The sequence below is a fragment of the Saccharothrix mutabilis subsp. mutabilis genome (genome assembly GCF_039521145.1).
Taxonomy (GTDB): Bacteria; Actinomycetota; Actinomycetes; order Mycobacteriales; family Pseudonocardiaceae; genus Actinosynnema; species Actinosynnema mutabilis.
Genome location: NZ_BAAABU010000005.1, coordinates 16,022 through 33,022, shown reverse-complemented (window position 1 = coordinate 33,022; position 17,001 = coordinate 16,022). Strand labels below are relative to the sequence as shown.

At 72.8% G+C, this 17,001-nt stretch carries 14 protein-coding genes; 9 read left to right on the top strand and 5 right to left on the bottom strand.

Annotation, left to right across the window (positions count from 1 at the left end):
* Positions 1 to 98 precede the first annotated feature (98 nt).
* Positions 99 to 2,381 (bottom strand): ATP-binding protein, encoded by a 2,283-nt coding sequence (locus tag ABD126_RS14135; protein ID WP_343934258.1) that lies wholly within the window; start codon positions 2,379 to 2,381, stop codon positions 99 to 101.
* A gap of 58 nt (positions 2,382 to 2,439) precedes the next feature.
* Between ABD126_RS14135 and ABD126_RS14130 the strand changes: the two genes are divergently transcribed.
* Positions 2,440 to 3,039, top strand: coding sequence for a hypothetical protein (locus ABD126_RS14130; RefSeq protein ID WP_343934257.1), 600 nt, complete (start codon positions 2,440 to 2,442; stop codon positions 3,037 to 3,039).
* 38 nt (positions 3,040 to 3,077) lie between these two features.
* On the opposite strand, the gene ABD126_RS14125 is transcribed toward ABD126_RS14130, so the two are convergent.
* Positions 3,078 to 3,428, bottom strand: a complete 351-nt coding sequence (locus ABD126_RS14125) for a DUF1844 domain-containing protein (protein WP_343934256.1) — start codon at positions 3,426 to 3,428, stop codon at positions 3,078 to 3,080.
* 266 nt (positions 3,429 to 3,694) lie between these two features.
* On the opposite strand from ABD126_RS14125, the gene infC reads away from it, so the two are divergent.
* From infC to ABD126_RS14105, 4 genes are all read left to right on the top strand, one after another.
* Positions 3,695 to 4,300, top strand: a complete 606-nt coding sequence (gene infC / locus ABD126_RS14120) for a translation initiation factor IF-3 (RefSeq protein WP_343934255.1) — start codon at positions 3,695 to 3,697, stop codon at positions 4,298 to 4,300.
* 104 nt (positions 4,301 to 4,404) lie between these two features.
* The gene (gene rpmI / locus ABD126_RS14115) at positions 4,405 to 4,599 is read left to right on the top strand and encodes a 50S ribosomal protein L35 (RefSeq protein ID WP_121227294.1); all 195 of its coding nucleotides are present in this window, start codon (positions 4,405 to 4,407) and stop codon (positions 4,597 to 4,599) included.
* Between the two features lie 61 nt (positions 4,600 to 4,660).
* On the top strand, positions 4,661 to 5,050 hold the full coding sequence (gene rplT / locus ABD126_RS14110) for a 50S ribosomal protein L20 (RefSeq protein WP_121227296.1): 390 nt from the start codon (positions 4,661 to 4,663) through the stop codon (positions 5,048 to 5,050).
* Positions 5,047 to 5,877 carry a TrmH family RNA methyltransferase gene (locus ABD126_RS14105; RefSeq protein ID WP_343934631.1) on the top strand — a complete coding sequence of 277 codons (831 nt, stop codon included), beginning with the start codon at positions 5,047 to 5,049 and terminating at the stop codon, positions 5,875 to 5,877. The genes rplT and ABD126_RS14105 overlap by 4 nt, the downstream gene beginning before the upstream one ends.
* 244 nt (positions 5,878 to 6,121) lie before the next feature.
* Here ABD126_RS14105 and ABD126_RS14100 read toward each other — a convergent pair whose 3' ends face one another.
* Positions 6,122 to 8,929 (bottom strand): hypothetical protein, encoded by a 2,808-nt coding sequence (locus tag ABD126_RS14100; protein WP_343934254.1) that lies wholly within the window; start codon positions 8,927 to 8,929, stop codon positions 6,122 to 6,124.
* On the bottom strand, positions 8,926 to 10,716 hold the full coding sequence (locus ABD126_RS14095) for an HSP90 family protein (RefSeq protein ID WP_343934253.1): 1,791 nt from the start codon (positions 10,714 to 10,716) through the stop codon (positions 8,926 to 8,928). The genes ABD126_RS14100 and ABD126_RS14095 overlap by 4 nt, the downstream gene beginning before the upstream one ends.
* A gap of 291 nt (positions 10,717 to 11,007) precedes the next feature.
* Here ABD126_RS14095 and pheS point away from each other — a divergent pair, with 291 nt between their 5' ends.
* The 3 genes from pheS to ABD126_RS14080 all read left to right on the top strand — a co-directional run bounded on the left by pheS (position 11,008) and on the right by ABD126_RS14080 (position 15,361).
* Complete coding sequence (pheS, locus tag ABD126_RS14090; protein ID WP_343934252.1) at positions 11,008 to 12,075, top strand: phenylalanine--tRNA ligase subunit alpha; 1,068 nt, start codon at positions 11,008 to 11,010, stop codon at positions 12,073 to 12,075.
* Between the two features lie 3 nt (positions 12,076 to 12,078).
* Complete coding sequence (gene pheT / locus ABD126_RS14085; RefSeq protein ID WP_343934251.1) at positions 12,079 to 14,556, top strand: phenylalanine--tRNA ligase subunit beta; 2,478 nt, start codon at positions 12,079 to 12,081, stop codon at positions 14,554 to 14,556.
* A 346-nt stretch (positions 14,557 to 14,902) separates the two neighbouring features.
* Positions 14,903 to 15,361 (top strand): hypothetical protein, encoded by a 459-nt coding sequence (locus ABD126_RS14080; RefSeq protein WP_343934250.1) that lies wholly within the window; start codon positions 14,903 to 14,905, stop codon positions 15,359 to 15,361.
* On the opposite strand, the gene ABD126_RS14075 is transcribed toward ABD126_RS14080, so the two are convergent.
* Positions 15,358 to 15,915 carry a TetR/AcrR family transcriptional regulator gene (locus ABD126_RS14075; RefSeq protein WP_343934249.1) on the bottom strand — a complete coding sequence of 186 codons (558 nt, stop codon included), beginning with the start codon at positions 15,913 to 15,915 and terminating at the stop codon, positions 15,358 to 15,360. The genes ABD126_RS14080 and ABD126_RS14075 overlap by 4 nt on opposite strands.
* Positions 15,916 to 16,005: 90 nt before the next feature.
* Between ABD126_RS14075 and ABD126_RS14070 the strand changes: the two genes are divergently transcribed.
* The gene (locus ABD126_RS14070; protein WP_343934248.1) at positions 16,006 to 16,968 is read left to right on the top strand and encodes an alpha/beta hydrolase fold domain-containing protein; all 963 of its coding nucleotides are present in this window, start codon (positions 16,006 to 16,008) and stop codon (positions 16,966 to 16,968) included.
* Positions 16,969 to 17,001 lie beyond the last annotated feature (33 nt).

Genomic DNA, 17,001 nt, shown 5'->3' with positions numbered 1-17,001 from the left:
GTACTTCTGCCGGTACTTCTGCGTGGTGCGCGCCCGGCCTCGGCGGTTGACTGGGGTCACCCCCACGAAAGGACCGCGTTGCGATGGCCAGGAACGCGTCACCGATCGGCTGACCGCAGTTCGGCGGCCCGGGCTCGGCACTCCCCTCCCGCCGCCGGGTCGCCGAGTTCGTCGTGGACGTCGGCCAGCACCTCCAACGCGTGCACCAGCCGGCGGTGCCGCTGCCGCGTCGCCACCGCGACCGCCTCCAGCAGCTCCGCCCGCGCCTCCACCGGCTCACCGAGCCGGAACAGGGCCAGCCCGCGCAACGCGCGCGCGTCGCTCGTGGTGTTGGGCGCCGTGGCGGCGACCGAGTGCTCGACGGCCTCGGTCGCCGTCTCCAGCACCTCCGGCCAGCGACCCAGCTCCGCCAGGCTGTCGGCGGTGCGCACGAGCAGGCTGCCCAGCATCTCCGCGGTCATCACCGGCGACAGGTCCAACACCCCCGCGCGCACGCCCGCCAACAGGCTCCGGTGCACGTCCACCGCTTCCTCGTACCGCTTGAGCCCGTGCAGCACGAGCCCCAGGCAGGACAACGAGATCTGCTCGCCCAACGGGTAGCCGGCCGCCCGGAACAGCTCCCGCGCCCGGCCCGCGCTCTGCCGCGCGGACTCCAGTTCGCCCGAGTGCATCTCCGACGCGGCCCGGTAGTGCATGGCCCAGGCCTGTTCGCGCACGTCACCGCTCGCGACCGCCGCGTCCCACGCCTCGTCGTGCAGGGCCAGGGCGTCCGCGGGCCGGTGCAGCAGCACGCACAACGTCCAGGTCAGGAAGTTCAGCTGCACGGCCTCGTCGCGCACGCTGCCCAGCGCCCGTGCCGCCGCCACCCCCGCGGTGAACACCTCCACCCACGTCTCACCACGTCCGCGCTGGTCGGAGTACCAGTGCATGGCGGTGGCCAGGTCCAGCACCTCGCGGTGCAGGCCGCGCGCCGACGCCCAGCGCAGCGCGCCCAGCCAGCCGGAGGTCTCCGCGGCCAGCCACGCGTCCGCGTCGTCCTTGTCCGCCAACAACTCCGTCGGCGTGTCACGGGCGTCGGGACCGTAGAACCCGGCCGCCGCCACCGCCGTGCCCAACAGGTGCCGGACCACCCGCGCGCGGGTCTCCTCGTGGTCGGGCTCCTCCTCGGCCAGCCGTTCCCCGGCGAACACCCGGACCAGGTCGTGGAACACGTACCGGCCGGGCGTCTCGGCGGTGTCCAGCAGGCTGACGTCCACCAGCTCTTCCAGCGTGTCCTCGGCCTCGAACCGGTCCATGCCCGCCGCGACCGCCGCCAGCTCCGGCGTGGACGTCGCCCCGGGCACCGCCGACAGCCGCCGGAACAGCAGCGCCGCCTTGCCGCCCAACTGCCGGTAGGACATCTCGAACGCCGTGCGGACCTGGAGGTCGCCCGCGGTCAACGCGGTCAGCCGGCGGCGCTCGTCGGCGAGCTGGCCCGCCAGGTGCTCCACCGTCCACTTCGGACGGCTGGCCAGCCGGTTGCCCGCGATGCGCAGCGCCAGCGGCAGGTGCCCGCACAGCCGGGCCACCCGCGCGGACGCCTCGGGCTCGGCGGCGACCCGCGGTCCCGCGATGGCGGCCAGCAGGTCCACCGACTCGGCCGGCCCCAGCACGTCCAGCGCCAGCCGCGCCACCGCCGCCAACCCGCCCAGCACCTGCCGGGAGGTCACCAGCACCAGCGACCGCCGGCCGGTGGCCAGCAGCGGGCGCACCTGGGCCTCGTCGGCGGCGTTGTCCAGCACCAGCAGCGTGGACCGGTCGCGCAGCAGCTCCCGGTACAGGTCCGAGCGCTCCGCCTCGCTCGCGGGCACCCGCGACTCCTCCACGCCCAGCGCGAGCAGCATCCGGTGCACGACCTCCGCCGGGTGCAGCGGACGCGCGTCCATGCCCCGGAGGTTGAAGAAGAAGCACCCGTCCGGGTAATGGTCGGCCAACCGGTACCCGGCCCGCACCGCCAGGCTCGTCTTGCCCGCCCCGGGCGGCCCGTGCACGACCGCGACGGAGGTCTCGGCGCGGTCGGCGATGGTGGCCAACACCTCCAGCGCCCGTTCCCGCCCGGTCAGGTCGGCGATGTCCGGCGGCAGCGCGCACTGCGCCACCGCGGGCTGCTTGCGCACCCGACCGTCCTTGGCGGCGCCGGCGAGCTGCCGCAGCTCCTCGTCGGACAGGGCCAGCACGCCCGCCAACGCCTCCACCGTGCGCCGCTGCGGCCCCTTGGCCCGACCGCGTTCCATGTCGCTGATCGCGCGGACGCTGACCCCCGAACCCTCGGCCAGCTCCTCCTGGGTCAGCCTCGCGCGCTGCCGGTACTCGCGCAGCAGACCGCCGAACGTCGTCCCCACTCCCGCCAGATTAGTGCGGGAGGGGGTCACAAGGTCTTTTCGGTGGTATTGGTCTCGCATGAAGTGGTACGCGGACGCCCCGGTGCGCCGGGCACGCCAGGCGGTGGCCGACCTGGTCGCGCTGGCCTGGGTGTGGTTCTGGGTCGAGGTGGCGCTGGGCGCGCGGGACGCCGTGCTGACCCTGCGGGCGCCCGGCGACGGCCTGACCAAGGCCGGCAACGGCCTGCGCGACACGTTCACCGACGCCGCCGCGAAGGCCCGCGACGTGCCCCTGGTCGGCGGGAAGCTCGGGGAGGCGCTGGACAAGGGCCGCGACGCCGGCGGCACCCTGGTGGACGCGGGCACCACCCAGGTGGAAGCGGTCGAGACGACGGCGCTGTGGCTGGCGGTGGCGCTGATCGCGATCCCGGTGGCGTTCCTGCTGATCACGTGGCTGCCGCTGCGCCTGCGCTACGCGAAGAGGGCCGGTGCCGCGCAACGTCTGCGCGACACCGGCCAAGTCGACTTGCTGGCCCTCCAGGCCCTGACCACCCTCTCACCGCGAGAGCTGGCCAAGTTCACCACCGACCCCGCCGACGCCTGGCGCCGCGGCGACCCGGAGGTCGTCACGGCCCTGGCGACCCGTTACCTCCGGACCAGGGGTGTGCGGGGCGGGTGAGCCCGTGCGGGTGACTCGCCGCCGGCGGTGCCGGTCGGTCAGTACACCGGTCCGGTGAACTTCTCGCCCGGGCCCTGGCCGGGCTCGTCGGGCACGGCGGAGGCCTCGCGGAACGCGCGCTGCACGGACTGGAGGCCCTCGCGCAGCGGGCCGGCGTGCGGGCCGAGGTACTCGACGGACGCGGTGACCAGGCCGGCCAGGGCGGTGATCAGGCGGCGGGCCTCGTCGAGGTCGCGGCGGGGGCTTGAGTCCGGGTCCTCGTCGGCCAGGCCGAGGCGCTCGGCGGCGGCGGACAGCAGCATGACGGCCGCCTTGCTGATCACCTCGATGCTGGGAACATCGGACAGCTCGCGGACGTTGTTCGAGGGCAGGTCGGTCACGTCGGCCATTGTCGCAGGCCGCGCCGCGCCGGTCGCCGGTTCGGGGGTTGACAAGCCGGTCTGCTACTATTCTCCGCGCGACCAGTCCCCACCCACGTGGGGACGGCAAGTGGAGCCCCGCTCCCACCCGCGTTCCACCGCTTCAGGTGGCCGGGTCCGGTCACCTCGACGGGTGGACTGCGCCCTTCGTTGTGCGATCGGTCGGAAGCGGGCCTCACACCGGGCAGGTGTGGGGCCTCTTGTCTTTGGCGCACAACGAGTCACAAAGGACGTGAATGACAAGTCCCTCGAACCGAGGTGCTCCCGCCAGCACCGAGCCGCGTATCAACGAGCGCATCCGCGTGCCGGAAGTTCGTCTGGTCGGGCCGAACGGCGAGCAGGTCGGGATCGTTCGCATCGAGGACGCGCTCCGACTCGCGCAGGAAGCGGATCTCGACCTCGTCGAGGTCGCCGCGCAGGCTCGGCCGCCGGTCTGCAAACTCATGGACTACGGGAAGTTCAAGTACGAGAGCGCCCAGAAGGCCCGTGAGTCGCGCCGCAACCAGCAGCTGACGGTCATCAAGGAGCAGAAGCTCCGGCCGAAGATCGACCCGCACGACTACCAGACGAAGAAGGGCCACGTGGCCCGCTTCCTGTCGCACGGGAACAAGGTCAAGGTGACCATCATGTTCCGCGGCCGAGAGCAGTCCCGGCCCGAACTCGGTTACCGGCTGCTGCAGAAGCTGGCGGAGGACGTCGCGGAGCTGGGCTTCGTCGAGTCGAACCCGAAGCAGGACGGCCGCAACATGATCATGGTGTTGGCGCCGCACAAGACCACGAAGACCCGTCCGGTGAAGCACGAGCAAGAGCAGGACGCCCCGGCGGAGTCTGTCGAGGAGTGACCCCGGCCACCGCGGCCGGGCGCAAGCAGTGGCCCGGCTCCCGGTCGGGCGCAAGCGTGGCCGTCCCGTGTCTGCGGGGCGGCCGGCAGGAGACGAGGACAGGAATGCCGAAGAACAAGAGCCACAGCGGGACCTCCAAGCGCGTGAAGGTCACCGGCAGCGGCAAGATCATCCGTGAGAAGGCGGGCAAGCGCCACCTGCTGGAGAAGAAGTCCAGCAAGCTGACCCGTCGCCTCAGCGGCACCACCGAGGTCGCCAAGAACGACGTGCCGCGGATCAAGAAGCTGCTCGGCATCTGATCCTCCCGCTCCCCCATGAACACCGGGGCCACGAGCCCCACGAGATCGACAGGATGGACCCGTGGCACGCGTCAAAAGGGCCGTGAACGCCCAGAAGAAGCGCCGTACCACCCTTGAGCTCGCCAGCGGCTACCGCGGCCAGCGTTCGAGGCTGTACCGCAAGGCCAAGGAGCAGGTGCTCCACTCGCTCAACTACGCGTACCGCGACCGCCGCGCGCGCAAGGGTGACTTCCGGAAGCTGTGGATCCAGCGCATCAACGCGGGTGTCCGGGCCAACGGCATGACCTACAACCGCTTCATCCAGGGTCTGCGCCTCGCCGAGATCGAGGTCGACCGCAAGATCCTGGCCGAGCTGGCCGTCAGCGACCCCGGCGCCTTCACCGCGCTGGTCGAGCTGGCGAAGGCCGCGCTGCCCGCCGACGTGAACGCGCCCGTCGAGGACAAGGCCTGAGCGACGCATCACGACCCGGGGCTGCTCCGTTCACCGAACGGACACCCCGGGTCGTTGCTGCTCGGCACCTGACGCGGCGGTCCGGCCGGGAACGGGCGGGCCGCTTCCTGGCCGAGGGCGCGCAGGCGGTGCGCGAAGCACTGGCCTGGGCCGCCGCCGGGCGCGGTCGGGTGCACGAGCTGTTCGTCACCTCGGTGGCCGCCGACCGCAACCCGGAGCTGGTCCGGGCCGCGGTGGACGCCGGGGTGCCGGTGAGCGCCGTCACCGAGAAGGCGGCGGCGGGCTTGTCGGAGACCGTGTCGCCACAGGGCCTGGTCGCGGTGTGCGACCTGCTCGACGTGCCCCTGTCGCTGGCCGGCGCACGCCTGGTCGCGGTCCTGCACGGCGTGGCCGACCCCGGCAACGCCGGCACCGTGGCCCGGGTCGCCGACGCGGCCGGCGCCGACGCGGTGATCTTCGCCGGCGACACCGTGGACCCGCACAACGGCAAGTGCGTGCGCGCCTCCACCGGCAGCGTCTTCCACCTGCCGATCTCCCGCTCGCGCGACGCGGCCGAGGTCTTCGCGGCGTGCCGAGCGGCCGGCCTGCGCCTGGTGGCCGCCGACGGCTACGCCGAGGAGGACCTGGTCACGGCCGACCTGCGCGGTGACCTGGCCCACCCCACGGCCTGGGTGTTCGGCAGCGAGGCCCACGGCCTGCCCGACGACGTGGTCGCCACCCTCGACACGTCGCTGAAGGTCCCCATCTACGGCGGCGCGGAAAGCCTGAACCTGGCCACCGCCGCCGCGGTCTGCCTCTACGCCTCCGCCCGAGCCCAACGCACCTGACCGCGCGCCGCCAAGCGAGCAGCCGTCAGTCGCGCAGCGCCACCCGCGCCGCGCCCCGCCGCCACCCGCGCGCCGCCGCCAGGTGCGCCGCGCCCAAATCCGCACCGCGCGGGCAGCCGCCACCCGCGCAGCGCCACCCGCGCGCCGTTGCTCCCGCACGTTCGGGCCGGGCCGGGCACCTCGCCTCGATGTGCCCGGCCCCTCCGGCAGCCCAGTCCCCAGGCCGCCCAGTCCCGACCCGCCGTCAGTCCTGCAGGCGTGCGTTGAGCGCTCGGAGCACCGGGTCGCCCGTGACCGGCTTGTCCAACGCCCGCAGTACCTCCTCCAGCACGTTGGCCGTGTCGCCCACGATCTGCAGCGGCGCGTTCTCCGCCAGCAAGCCGGCCGCCCGCCGCGCCTCCGCCTCCGCGTTCACCGCGTCACCCGACTGCAACAGGAACCGCGCCCCCCGCTGCGCCAGGAACGACTGCCAGTCGACATCGCCCAGCCGTGCCGCCAACTCCTCGGCCACCCCGTTGCGCTCCAGCGCCTCCGCGTACTCGCCGGCCTGGAAGTGCAGGAACGCCCGGATCGCCGCGATGCGCGCCGACAGGTGTGTCCGGTGGTCCTCGTTGTCCATCGCGGGCAGGAGCCGTTCCGCCGCGTCCAGTGCCGCACCGCACCGGTCGCGCTCGTCGTCCGGCAGCGCCGCCGCGGACTCGACCCACGACCCGGCCGCCTCCGCCGGGTCGGGCACCCGCTCCCACTGCTGCGCCGCGTCCGCGTACGCCCGCGCGCCGGCCGACGCCCGGTCCAGCCGCCGCAGCACGCCGCCCAAGAGGTCGTAGGCGAGCGCCCGCCGCCACGGCTCCTCCTCGGGGATCAGCGGCAGCGCCGTCTCCAGGTGTGTTCGCGCCGCCTCGTTCTCGTCCAGCCGCGAGCACGCCTGCGCCAACCGGTACCGCACCGGCACCTCGATGTCGTCGCGCACGTCGTGGCTCTCGATGACCCGGACCGCTTCCTCCAGCGCCTCGGCGGCCTCCACGAACCGCCCGGTCTTGAGGTAGCCGCCGGCCAGCGTGTAGCACGCGTGTGCCACGTCCTCGGGCACGCCCAGCTCGTGCCCCACGGAGATCGCCTCCCGCAGTTGCTCGAACTGCCGGTCCTCGACCTCCAGCCGGTCGATCGACGCCACCCGCTGCCGGTGCGCCTCCGCCGTCCACGGGCCGCGCGGTGTGTTGAACGCGGCCACGAACTCCTCCGCCGTCTCCAGCGCGGCGGGCAGCCCCAGCACGGTCTCGATCTTCAGCCGCAGCCGCAGCGCGTCGAACCGCACGCCCGGCATGGGCTCACCGGCCAGCACGTCGGCGACGACCGCGGACGCCTCGTCCAGCTCGCCGATGGACGCCAGGTGCTGGGCGACGTCGCACCGCACCCGCGACACCAGCTCGGGCACGTCCGCCTCGGCCAGCGCCAACGCCTCCCGCACCAGCCCGCCCCGCTCGTCGGTCGCGTCCAGCTCACCCAGCAGGTCGACCACCACGAGCCGGGTCAGCACCCGGGTGTACGGGGTGCCCGCGCGGTCCGCCTCCGCCACGCACTCCCGCGCCTCGGCCAGGGCCGCCTCCACCCCGACCTGCTCGGCCCGCATCGCCGTGCCCCGGCTGCGGTACCGGTTGGCGAAGTCGTGCTCGCCCGCCGCCGCGAGCCGGGCGACCGCCGCGTCCAGCTCGTCCAGGGCGGTCGTGTGCTCCTCGTGCAGCGGGCTCTGCCGCGCCGCCAGCGCCCGCCGGGCCGCGACCCGCGCCGCGAGGCCCTCCGGCAGCAGCGGGTCGAGGTCGCGGGGCAGGGACCGCAGCAGCCGCATGCCGGTGATGAAGTCGCCGTGGTCGAACGCGCGGTTCAGGTCGTGCGCCAGCTCGACCGGGTCGGCGACCGGCGTCGGCTCCTCTTCCGGCTCCGGGGCGACCACCGCCGGGACCGGCACCGCCAGCGGCACGTGCGGTGTGTCGTCCGCCGTGAGCTTCGCGCGGATGCGGCGGCTCACCGCGTCCGTCCCGTTGCGCCGGTCGAACCGCTCCGCGATCTCCAGCGCCTTGGCCTCCAGCAGCTCCCGGAGCTTCGGCGCACTGAGGATCTCCATCTGCCCGTCGCGCGGCACGACGAAGTCCTGGTGCTTGTCCACGCGGCTGAGCAGCGCCGCCGCGCCCGCCGCGAAGTGCATCTCCTGCGACGGGGACGGCGAGTGGTGCACCCGGTGCACCTGACGGTGCAGCAGGTCGATGCCGCGCTGCACGTTGCCCGAGGTCGCGCAGAACACCAGGTGGTCGTCCACGTAGCCGCCGTACTGGTCGTCACGCACCAACCGGTGCGCCACCACGTGGGCCTGCCGCGCCCGGTCGAGGTCGCCCAGGGCGACGAACGCCGGCGTCAGCGTGGTCAGGATGCCCTGCGGCTGGGTGGCGCACCCGGTGTCCTTCTCCAACTGGTGCTCGGCGTGCGCGACCGCCTCCGCGTACCGGCCCTGCCGGATCAGGTGCCCGGCCTGGTCCTCGACGACGCACGCCTCGCAGTCGCTCATCGGACCCCGGTCCATGGCCAGGTACCGGGCGAAGTGGTCGCGGTAGCCCTCCTCGTCGCCGATGTGCTCGGCGAGCTGCGCCCGCGCCCCGTACACCGGCTGCATCGAGTACCCGTGGGACTGGTACCGCTCGCCGAGCTGGGTGATCACCGACCGGACCTGCTCCAGTGTGAACCGGGGGTCGGCGATCAGCCCGCTGACGATCCACTTGTGGGCCCAGTCGAAGCTGTGGGTCTCCCACTCGTCGAACGCCGTCGCGTCGCGCTTCTCCGCCGCGCCGCACCACGCGAACGGCGCCAGCATCAGGTCGTAGCGGCCCAGGTCGTAGGCGGACCGGATCAGCGCGATCCGGCAGCTCACGCCCAGCGGCAGGTGGTCGACGCCGTCCGCGGTGCGCGCTGCGCGTTCCAGCGCCTCGTGCCGCGCCATGCCCTCGGGCATGTGGTAGGCCTCGACGAACTGCTGCTCGGCCGCGGTCTTCTCCTCGCTCACGATTGCCCTCCGACAGCACGGTCCAGCAGTTCCAGGAAAGAGCGGTTGAGCGCGGCCGTGTCCTTGGGGCGCATCGGCCGGCGCGCTTGCAGGAGCGCGTGCACGTACAGGGACTCCACGGTCAGCTCCACCAGCGCCGAGTCGTTGAGCCCCGCCAGCCGCCGCACCAGCGGGTTGCGCACGTTGAGCACCAGCCGCTGCGCCGCGTCGGACTCCTGCGACACCAGGCTGCCCAGCAGCTCCGCCCACAGCGGGTCGGCCTGCTCGCCCACCTGCTCGACGTCGCGCCGGCGCTCGCCCTCCACGTTGGTGACCAGCAGGGCGGGCAGCGACGCCGGGTCGAAGTCGCGCGGCACGGCCTCGCAGTCGTGCCGCTCCAGGACCTCCTTGGCCAGCGCCAGCCGGTCGCGCAGCGCCCGCTCCAGCTCCGGCTCCGGGTCGCCGAGCGCGGCCAGCACCTCGGTCGGCGCGACCCGCCGCGCCGCCGCAGGGCCGTCCAGCGCCACCAGCCGGTCCATGATCTCCACGTCGTAGGCGTAGCCCGCGTTGAGCAGGCCCATGCCCTGCGCGTGGGCCACCGGCGCGAGCTGGCGGAACTCGTCCACGTCCGGCACGTACGCGATCGAGCCGTGCTTGCGCTTGAACTGGCGCAGCGACTGCCCGCCGTCGGTGGTCTCGAACGGCAGCCACCGCTCCACCAGCCGCAGCATCTCGTCGTCCACCCGCGCCAGCGACTTGATGCCCAGGTGGTGGGCGTCGAGCAGCGCCGACGTGCGGTCCGGGTCGGTCGCGTCCAGCCGCACCAGCCAGTCGCGGACCTGCCGGCCCAGCTCCTCGCGCACCGCGAGCAGCGTCTCGTCCTGGTAGAGCGCCTCGCGGCTCGCCGTCGGCCGCAGCGACGACGAGTCGACCACGCACCGCACGAAGTACGCCCATTCCGGCAGCAGGCCCTCGATGGCGTCGCCGACCAGCATCCGCTTGAGGTACACGCGGTGGGACTGGCGCGCGCCGGGGTGCACCCCGGCGGGCAGCACGTACGCCACGCCGGTCAGGCCCACGGTCGGCACCTCGACCGCGATCGCGTCGAACGGCCGCACGCCCAACACCTTCGCGCCGTACTCCAGCGCGTCGTCCAGCCACGGCAGCCGCTCGGTGGTGAGCACCTCGCCGCTCACGCTGACCTTCACCGGCAGCAGCTCGCCGTACTCGGTGACCAGCGCCTTGACGACGTCGTGCTCCAGCCAGTGCTCGGAGTCCCGGTTGGGCACCAGCTCGATCGTGGTGCCGACCGGGATGTTCGAGCCCGCCGTGTCGCCTGTCGTCTGATTCTCGGCTTCGCCGAGGACCTCCACCTCGTAGTTCCCGGCCGCGTCGGCGATCCACCGCACGGCGGGGCCGCCCTTGGCCGAGCGGGACACCAGCCGGATGCGCTCGGCGACCAGGAACGCGGACAGCAGGCCGACGCCGAACTGGCCGAGGAAGCCCTGGCGGGCGAACCCCAGCTCGTCCCGCTTGGACGTGCGGCCCAGGGTCGAGAGCAGGTCGTGGACCTCGCGCTCGGTCAGGCCGATGCCGGTGTCGGAGATGCGGAGGGTGCCGCCCGTGCCGGAGTCGATCGGCTCGATCACCACCTCGCCCGGCGCGTCCGGCTGGAGCGCTCGGCGGGCGGTGATCGCGTCCACCGCGTTCTGCAACAACTCCCGCGCGTACACGCGGGGACTGCTGTAGAGGTGGTGGCTGAGCAGATCGATGATCCCGCGCAGGTCGACACCGAAGGTGTGTGCCATGGGAGTGGAATCCACCTCGGGTCAGGTCACGTAGGACGGTCGATTCTAGGTGCGCCACGGTGGCGGCGGACCCGGTTTTCGGCGCTTCGCCCGCCGGGCCGGCGGCTCACTCGAAGATCAGTGTGCACGAGGGGTACGACAATTCCGCGCGGCCGACCCGCCGGGGTAACGGCGCAGTCACGGCCGCGGTGGATCCCGCCCCGGCCCGATCACCTAGGATCGACCCGCCGCTCCGTGCCCTTCGCGGGGTGGTTTCCACACGCGGTACGCGACGGGAGCTGTCCACCAACCATGTCCGGAGCCAACGACCCGTACGACCCCAAGCAGGTCGCGGCGCTCTCACCGGAGGCGCTCGAGACGGCGGTGGAGCAAGCGCGGGAGGCCTTCGCCAAGGCGGCCGACCTCGACGAGCTGGCCGCCGTGAAGCCGAGCCACCTGGGTGACCGGTCGCCCGTCCTGCTGGCCAGGCGGGAGATCGGCGCGCTGCCGCCGGCCGCCAAGGCCGATGCGGGCAAGCGGGTGAACGAGGCGCAGAACGCGGTGAAGAACGCGTTCGAGGAGCGCCGCGCCGTGCTCCAGGCCGAGCGCGACGAGCGGGTCCTGCGCGAGGAGTCGGTCGACGTCACGCTGCCCTGGGACCGGGTCCCGCGCGGCGCGCGACACCCCATCAGCACCCTCGCCGAGCGCATCGCCGACGTGTTCGTCGCGATGGGCTACGAGGTCGCCGAAGGGCCTGAGCTGGAGACCGAGTGGTTCAACTTCGACGCGTTGAACTTCGGCAAGGACCACCCGGCCCGCACCATGCAGGACACCTTCTACGTGGCGCCCGAGGGCTCCGGCCTGGTGCTGCGCACGCACACCAGCCCGGTGCAGGCCCGCACGCTGCTGGAACGCGAGCTGCCGGTGTACGTGGTGTGCCCCGGGCGCACCTTCCGCACCGACGAGCTCGACGCCACCCACACGCCGGTGTTCCACCAGGTCGAGGGCCTGGCCGTGGACAAGGGCCTGACCATGGCGCACTTGAAGGGCACGCTCGACGCGTTCGCCCGCGCGATGTTCGGCGAGGACTCCAAGACCCGCCTGCGGCCCAGCTTCTTCCCCTTCACCGAGCCGTCCGCCGAGGTGGACGTGTGGTTCCCGGAGAAGAAGGGCGGCGCCGGCTGGGTCGAGTGGGGCGGCTGCGGCATGGTCAACCCGAACGTGCTGCGCAACTGCGGCGTCGACCCGGACGTGTACTCCGGGTTCGCGTTCGGCATGGGCCTGGAGCGCACGCTGCAGTTCCGCAACGGCCTGCCCGACATGCGCGACATGGTCGAAGGCGATGTCCGCTTCACCCAGCCATTCGGAACGGAGGCATGACCGGTGCGTATCCCGGTTACCTGGCTGGTCGAGAACCTGGAGTTCCCCGAGACCCCGACGCCCGAGCGGCTCGCCGAGGCGTTCGTGCGGATCGGCCTGGAGGTGGAGGACGTCCACCAGCTCGGTCCCGTCACCGGTCCGCTCGTCGCGGGCCGGGTGATGGAGATCAAGGAGCTCACCGAGTTCAAGAAGCCCATCCGGTACTGCCAGGTCGAGGTCGGTCCCGACCAGGTCAACGGCATCGTCTGCGGCGCGTCGAACTTCGTCGAGGGCGACACGGTCGTCGTGGCGCTGCCCGGCGCGGTGCTGCCCGGTGACTTCGCGATCACCCCGCGCAAGACCTACGGCCACGTCAGCGAGGGCATGATCTGCTCGGCCCGCGAGCTGGGCCTGGGCGACGACCACTCGGGCATCCTGGTGCTGCCCAGCGGCACCGCGCAGCCCGGTGACGACGCCGTCGAGCTGCTGGGCCTCAACGACACGGTCATCGAGGTCGCGCCAACGCCGGACCGCGGCTACGCGTTCTCCGTGCGCGGCCTGGCCCGCGAGATCGCCTGCGCGTTCGACGTGCCGTTCGGCGACCCCGGCCTGGCCGAGGTGCCCGAGGCCGAGGGCGAGGTGCTGCCGGTCCGGATCGAGGACGCGTCGGCGTGCTCCCGGTTCGTGGCCCGGCGGGTCACCGGCGTCGACCCCACCGCGCCCACCCCGTGGTGGATGCGGCGGCGGCTGATGCTGGCCGGCATCCGGTCCATCTCGCTGCCGGTCGACGTCACCAACTACGTGATGCTGGAGCTGGGCCAGCCGCTGCACGCGTTCGACGGCGCGACCGTCCAGGGCGGCCTGGTCGTGCGGCGCGCGGCGGCGGGGGAGAAGCTCACCACGCTGGACGAGCAGGTCAGGGCGCTGGACCCGGACGACATCGTGATCGCCGACGACAGCGGCGTGGTGTCGCTGGCGGGTGTGATGGGCGGCGCGTCCACCGAGGTCCGCGACACCAGCACGGACATCCTGCTGGAGGCGGCGAACTGGGACCCGGCGTCCATCGCGCGCACTGTAAGGCGGCACAAGCTGCCTTCAGAGGCGGCCAAGCGGTTCGAGCGGACCGTGGACCCCGCGTTGGCTCCGGTGGCGTTGGAGCGCGCGGCGCGCCTGTTGCACATGTTCGCCGAAGGCAGCATCAAGCCGGGTCGCACCGACGTGGGCTCCCCGGTGCTGCCCGGTCCGGTGACCATGCCGATCGACCTGCCCGACCGGGTGGCCGGCGTGCGCTACGCGCGCGGCGTCACGGCGCGGCGGCTGGGCCAGATCGGCTGCCAGGTCGAGGTCTCGACCGGTGACGACGGCGCGACCCTGGTCACCGCGGTGCCGCCGACGTGGCGTTCGGACCTGACCCAGCCCGCCGACCTGGTGGAGGAGGTGCTGCGGCTGGAGGGGTACGACACGATCCCGTCCACGCTGCCGCCCGCCCCGGCCGGTCGCGGGCTGACCGAGCAGCAGCGGCGTCGGCGGACCGTCGCCCGCGCCCTGGCCGAGAACGGGTTCGTCGAGGTCAAGCCGTTCCCGTTCATCGCGCCCTCGGTGTTCGACGCGTTCGGGCTGGCCGAGGACGACGTGCGGCGGCGCACGGTCAGCGCGCTGAACCCGCTGGAGGCGGACAAGCACGCGCTGGCGACCACGCTGGTGCCGGGCCTGTTGGAGACGCTCCAGCGCAACCTGGCGCGTGGCGCGCGGGACGTGGCCCTTTACACGATCGCGCAGGTCACGCTGCCGCGTACGCAGCCGGTGCCGGTGCCCGAGGTGGGCGTGGGCGCGCGGCCGTCCGACGAGCAGGTCGCGTCGCTGGTGGCCTCCCTGCCGCAGCAGCCGGTGCACGTCGCCGCGGTGCTGACCGGGCTGCGCGAGCACGCGGGCTGGTGGGGCAAGGGTCGTCCGGCGGACTGGGCGGACGCGGTGCAGGCCGCACGGCTGGTCGGTGAGGCCTATGGCGTCGAGCTGACCGTCAAGGCGTCCTCGTTGGCGCCGTGGCACCCGGGCCGGTGTGCTGAGCTGCGCGTCGGCGACTGGCCGGTGGGTCACGCGGGCGAGTTGCACCCGAAGGTCCTGGAGGCGCTGGGCCTGCCCAAGCGGACCGTGGCTTTCGAGCTGGACCTGGACGCGCTGCCGGTGGAGGATCGCCGTCCCGCGCCGATCGTCTCGCCGTACCCGCCGGTGTTGCTGGACGTGGCCGTGGTCGTGGACGCCGCCGTGCCGGCCGCCGAGGTGGCCCTGGCGTTGACCGCCGGCGGTGGCGGGTTGCTGGAGGACCTGCGCCTGTTCGACGTCTACACGGGCGACCAGGTCGGCGAGGGCAAGCGGTCGCTGGCGTACGCGCTGCGGTTCCGCGCGCCGGACCGGACGCTGACCGTCGAGGAGGCCACGGCGGCCCGCGACGCGGCGGTGGCGGAAGCGTCGTCCCGCTTCGGGGCGGTCCTGAGAGGCTGACGCACAGTTCCTGGACCCGCAGCAGTGCGGGTCCAGGATTGCGCCGTCCGGGTGAAACCGGCGGTCGCCGAGGTAGTGGGAACGCCCTGTTCAGGCCACTGTGTGTGACGTGTCAAGGGGTCTTTGGACCTGTATTTCCGGGCCTGCTTGGTGCTTGCGCCAAGGTTGAACGTTCTCCAAGATTGGCTTCGCGGCCCGCTGGGCCGAGGGGCGAAGCGATGAACCGCCGGGCGAGTCTGGTCGCCGGTCCGACGGGGAGCTAGCGGCGAACCCACCGCCTGATGCAGCAATCTAGTGAGGTTGCCTCATGCGCAGCTTGGGACCACGGATGGAAGTAGCCGTCGCCATGACCATCCTGGGTGTCGGTGCCGCCGTGGTAGCCGCCATGCACCTGACCTGGCCCGAGCCCGAACTGCCCGCCATGGCGTACGCGGTGAGCAACGGCGAGCCCGGTGTCTCCGACCTCAAGCCGTTCGAGATCAACGACGTGTCGGGCGCGCCGGTCGAGCTGACGCCCGGCGGGGTCGGTTCGCGGCTGGTGCGGCTGTCGAACCCGAACAGCGTCGACATCGTGGTGATGACGTTGCAGGCCGTGCCGGGGCAGCCGTTGGACGAGGCGCACAACCGGGTGGTCGACTGCCCGTCCGGCGTGCTGAGCGTGCGGCCGATGGCCGAGCCGGTGGCCATCCCGCCCGCCGGGGTGGTCGAGGTGGAGATGGTCGTGCAGATCTCCCCGGACGTGCCGGACGCATGCAAGGACTCGGTCTTCCCGCTGACCTACTCGGGCCGCGCCACCCGCGGCTAGGCCTCGATCAGCCTGCGCACCGCCTCGGCGACGTACTCGTAGCGCGCCTCGGCGTCGGGCAGCTCGCCCGGGAACTCCGGGTTGGCCTCCGTCCAGGTCGCCGCCAGGTGCAGCACCAGCCCGAGCAGCACCGAGGGCGGGAAGCGCTTCGGCAGCACGCCCTGCGCCTGGGCCTTCGCGATGAGCTCGACCTTCTGGCCGGTCGCCTCGACCGCCAGGGCGTTGACCTCGGACTCACCCGGCTCCAGTCGGTGCCACACGGCCAGCCGCATGACCTCGGGGTGCACGTCGTACATGCGGGCGAGCTTCGCGGCGTACCCCGGCAGGTCGTGCACGTCGATCGGGGTCGACTCGACCAGCCGCCGCACGATCGAGCCGTAGACCGCGTCGAAGAGCTGCGCCTTGCCACCGAAGTAGTGGTAGATCTGCGCCTTGTTCGAGTTGGCCTGGGCGGCGATCCGGTCCACCCGCGCGCCGGCGATGCCGTGCTCGGCGAACTCGGCGAGGGCCGCGTCGAGCAGGCGTTGACGGGTGGCGTCCGCGTCTCTGATCACGCCCGCGAGACTATCTTCTAACCGGTTAGTTGACAAATCCGAACCAGGCCGGCAAGCTCCTAACCAACCAGTTGGAAAGGAAGGTTCGTCATGATCCGCAAAGACCCGTTGATCGCCTGGCGTCCCGCACTGTCCGCGGCTGCCTTCCGGACGGCGTTCCCGGTCCTGCGCCGGCTCCGGTACGCGTCGCCCGAGCTCCAGTTCGCCACGAGGAAGGTGGCCAGACCGGCGAAGATCCGCATTCCCACGCGCCACGGCGAAGTCCGTGCCCTGGTGTACGCGCCACCCGATCCGGTGGACCGCCCGCCGGTGCACCTGGTGGTCCACGACGGGGCGTTCATCGCGCGGGTGCCCGAGCAGGAGGACAACGTCGCGCGGTTCCTGGCCTCGGAGGTCGGGGCGTACGTGGTGGTGCCCGACTACTCGACCGCGCCCACGATCCGGTTCCCGGTGGCGGAGGACGAGTTGTTCGACGTGTACCGGTGGCTGCGGTCGGCCACGTACGGGTGGGACGGCGCCCGCGTCTCGGTCGGCGGCGCCGGCGCCGGCGGCAAGCTCGCGGTCAACGTCGCGCTGCGGGCGGCGGAGGCCCGGCTACCGGCGCCGGTGGCGCTGACCGTCGAGTTCGGGACGGTCGACCTCGCCCGCCCGGACTCCAGCCGCACCTCGATCTTGGAAAAACCCGTGGTGCGCCGATCACTGATGTCCCTGGTCCGCCGCACGTACTTCGCGGGCGTGGACCCCGAGCACCCGCACGCCTCGCCGATCCGCCACCCGAGGCTCGCGGACCTGCCACCCACGCTCGTGCTGACCGCCCAGCACGACACACTGCGAGAGGAGATGAGCGACTTCGCGAAGATCCTGGAGTCCGAGGCCGTGCCCGTGACCTACCGCGAGTTCGAGGGCGTCGACCACGGCTTCACCCACACCCGTCCGGTCGAGGTGGCCCGCGAGGCGATCACCCTGATCGCCGACCACCTGCGCCACGCCTACACCCCGACCACCAACCCGACGCCCACCGTCCGCCGCAACTCCCTGGGGGTGCTCGACTGACCGCCGCCCAGTCCAGCGCACGCGGCCCGGCCG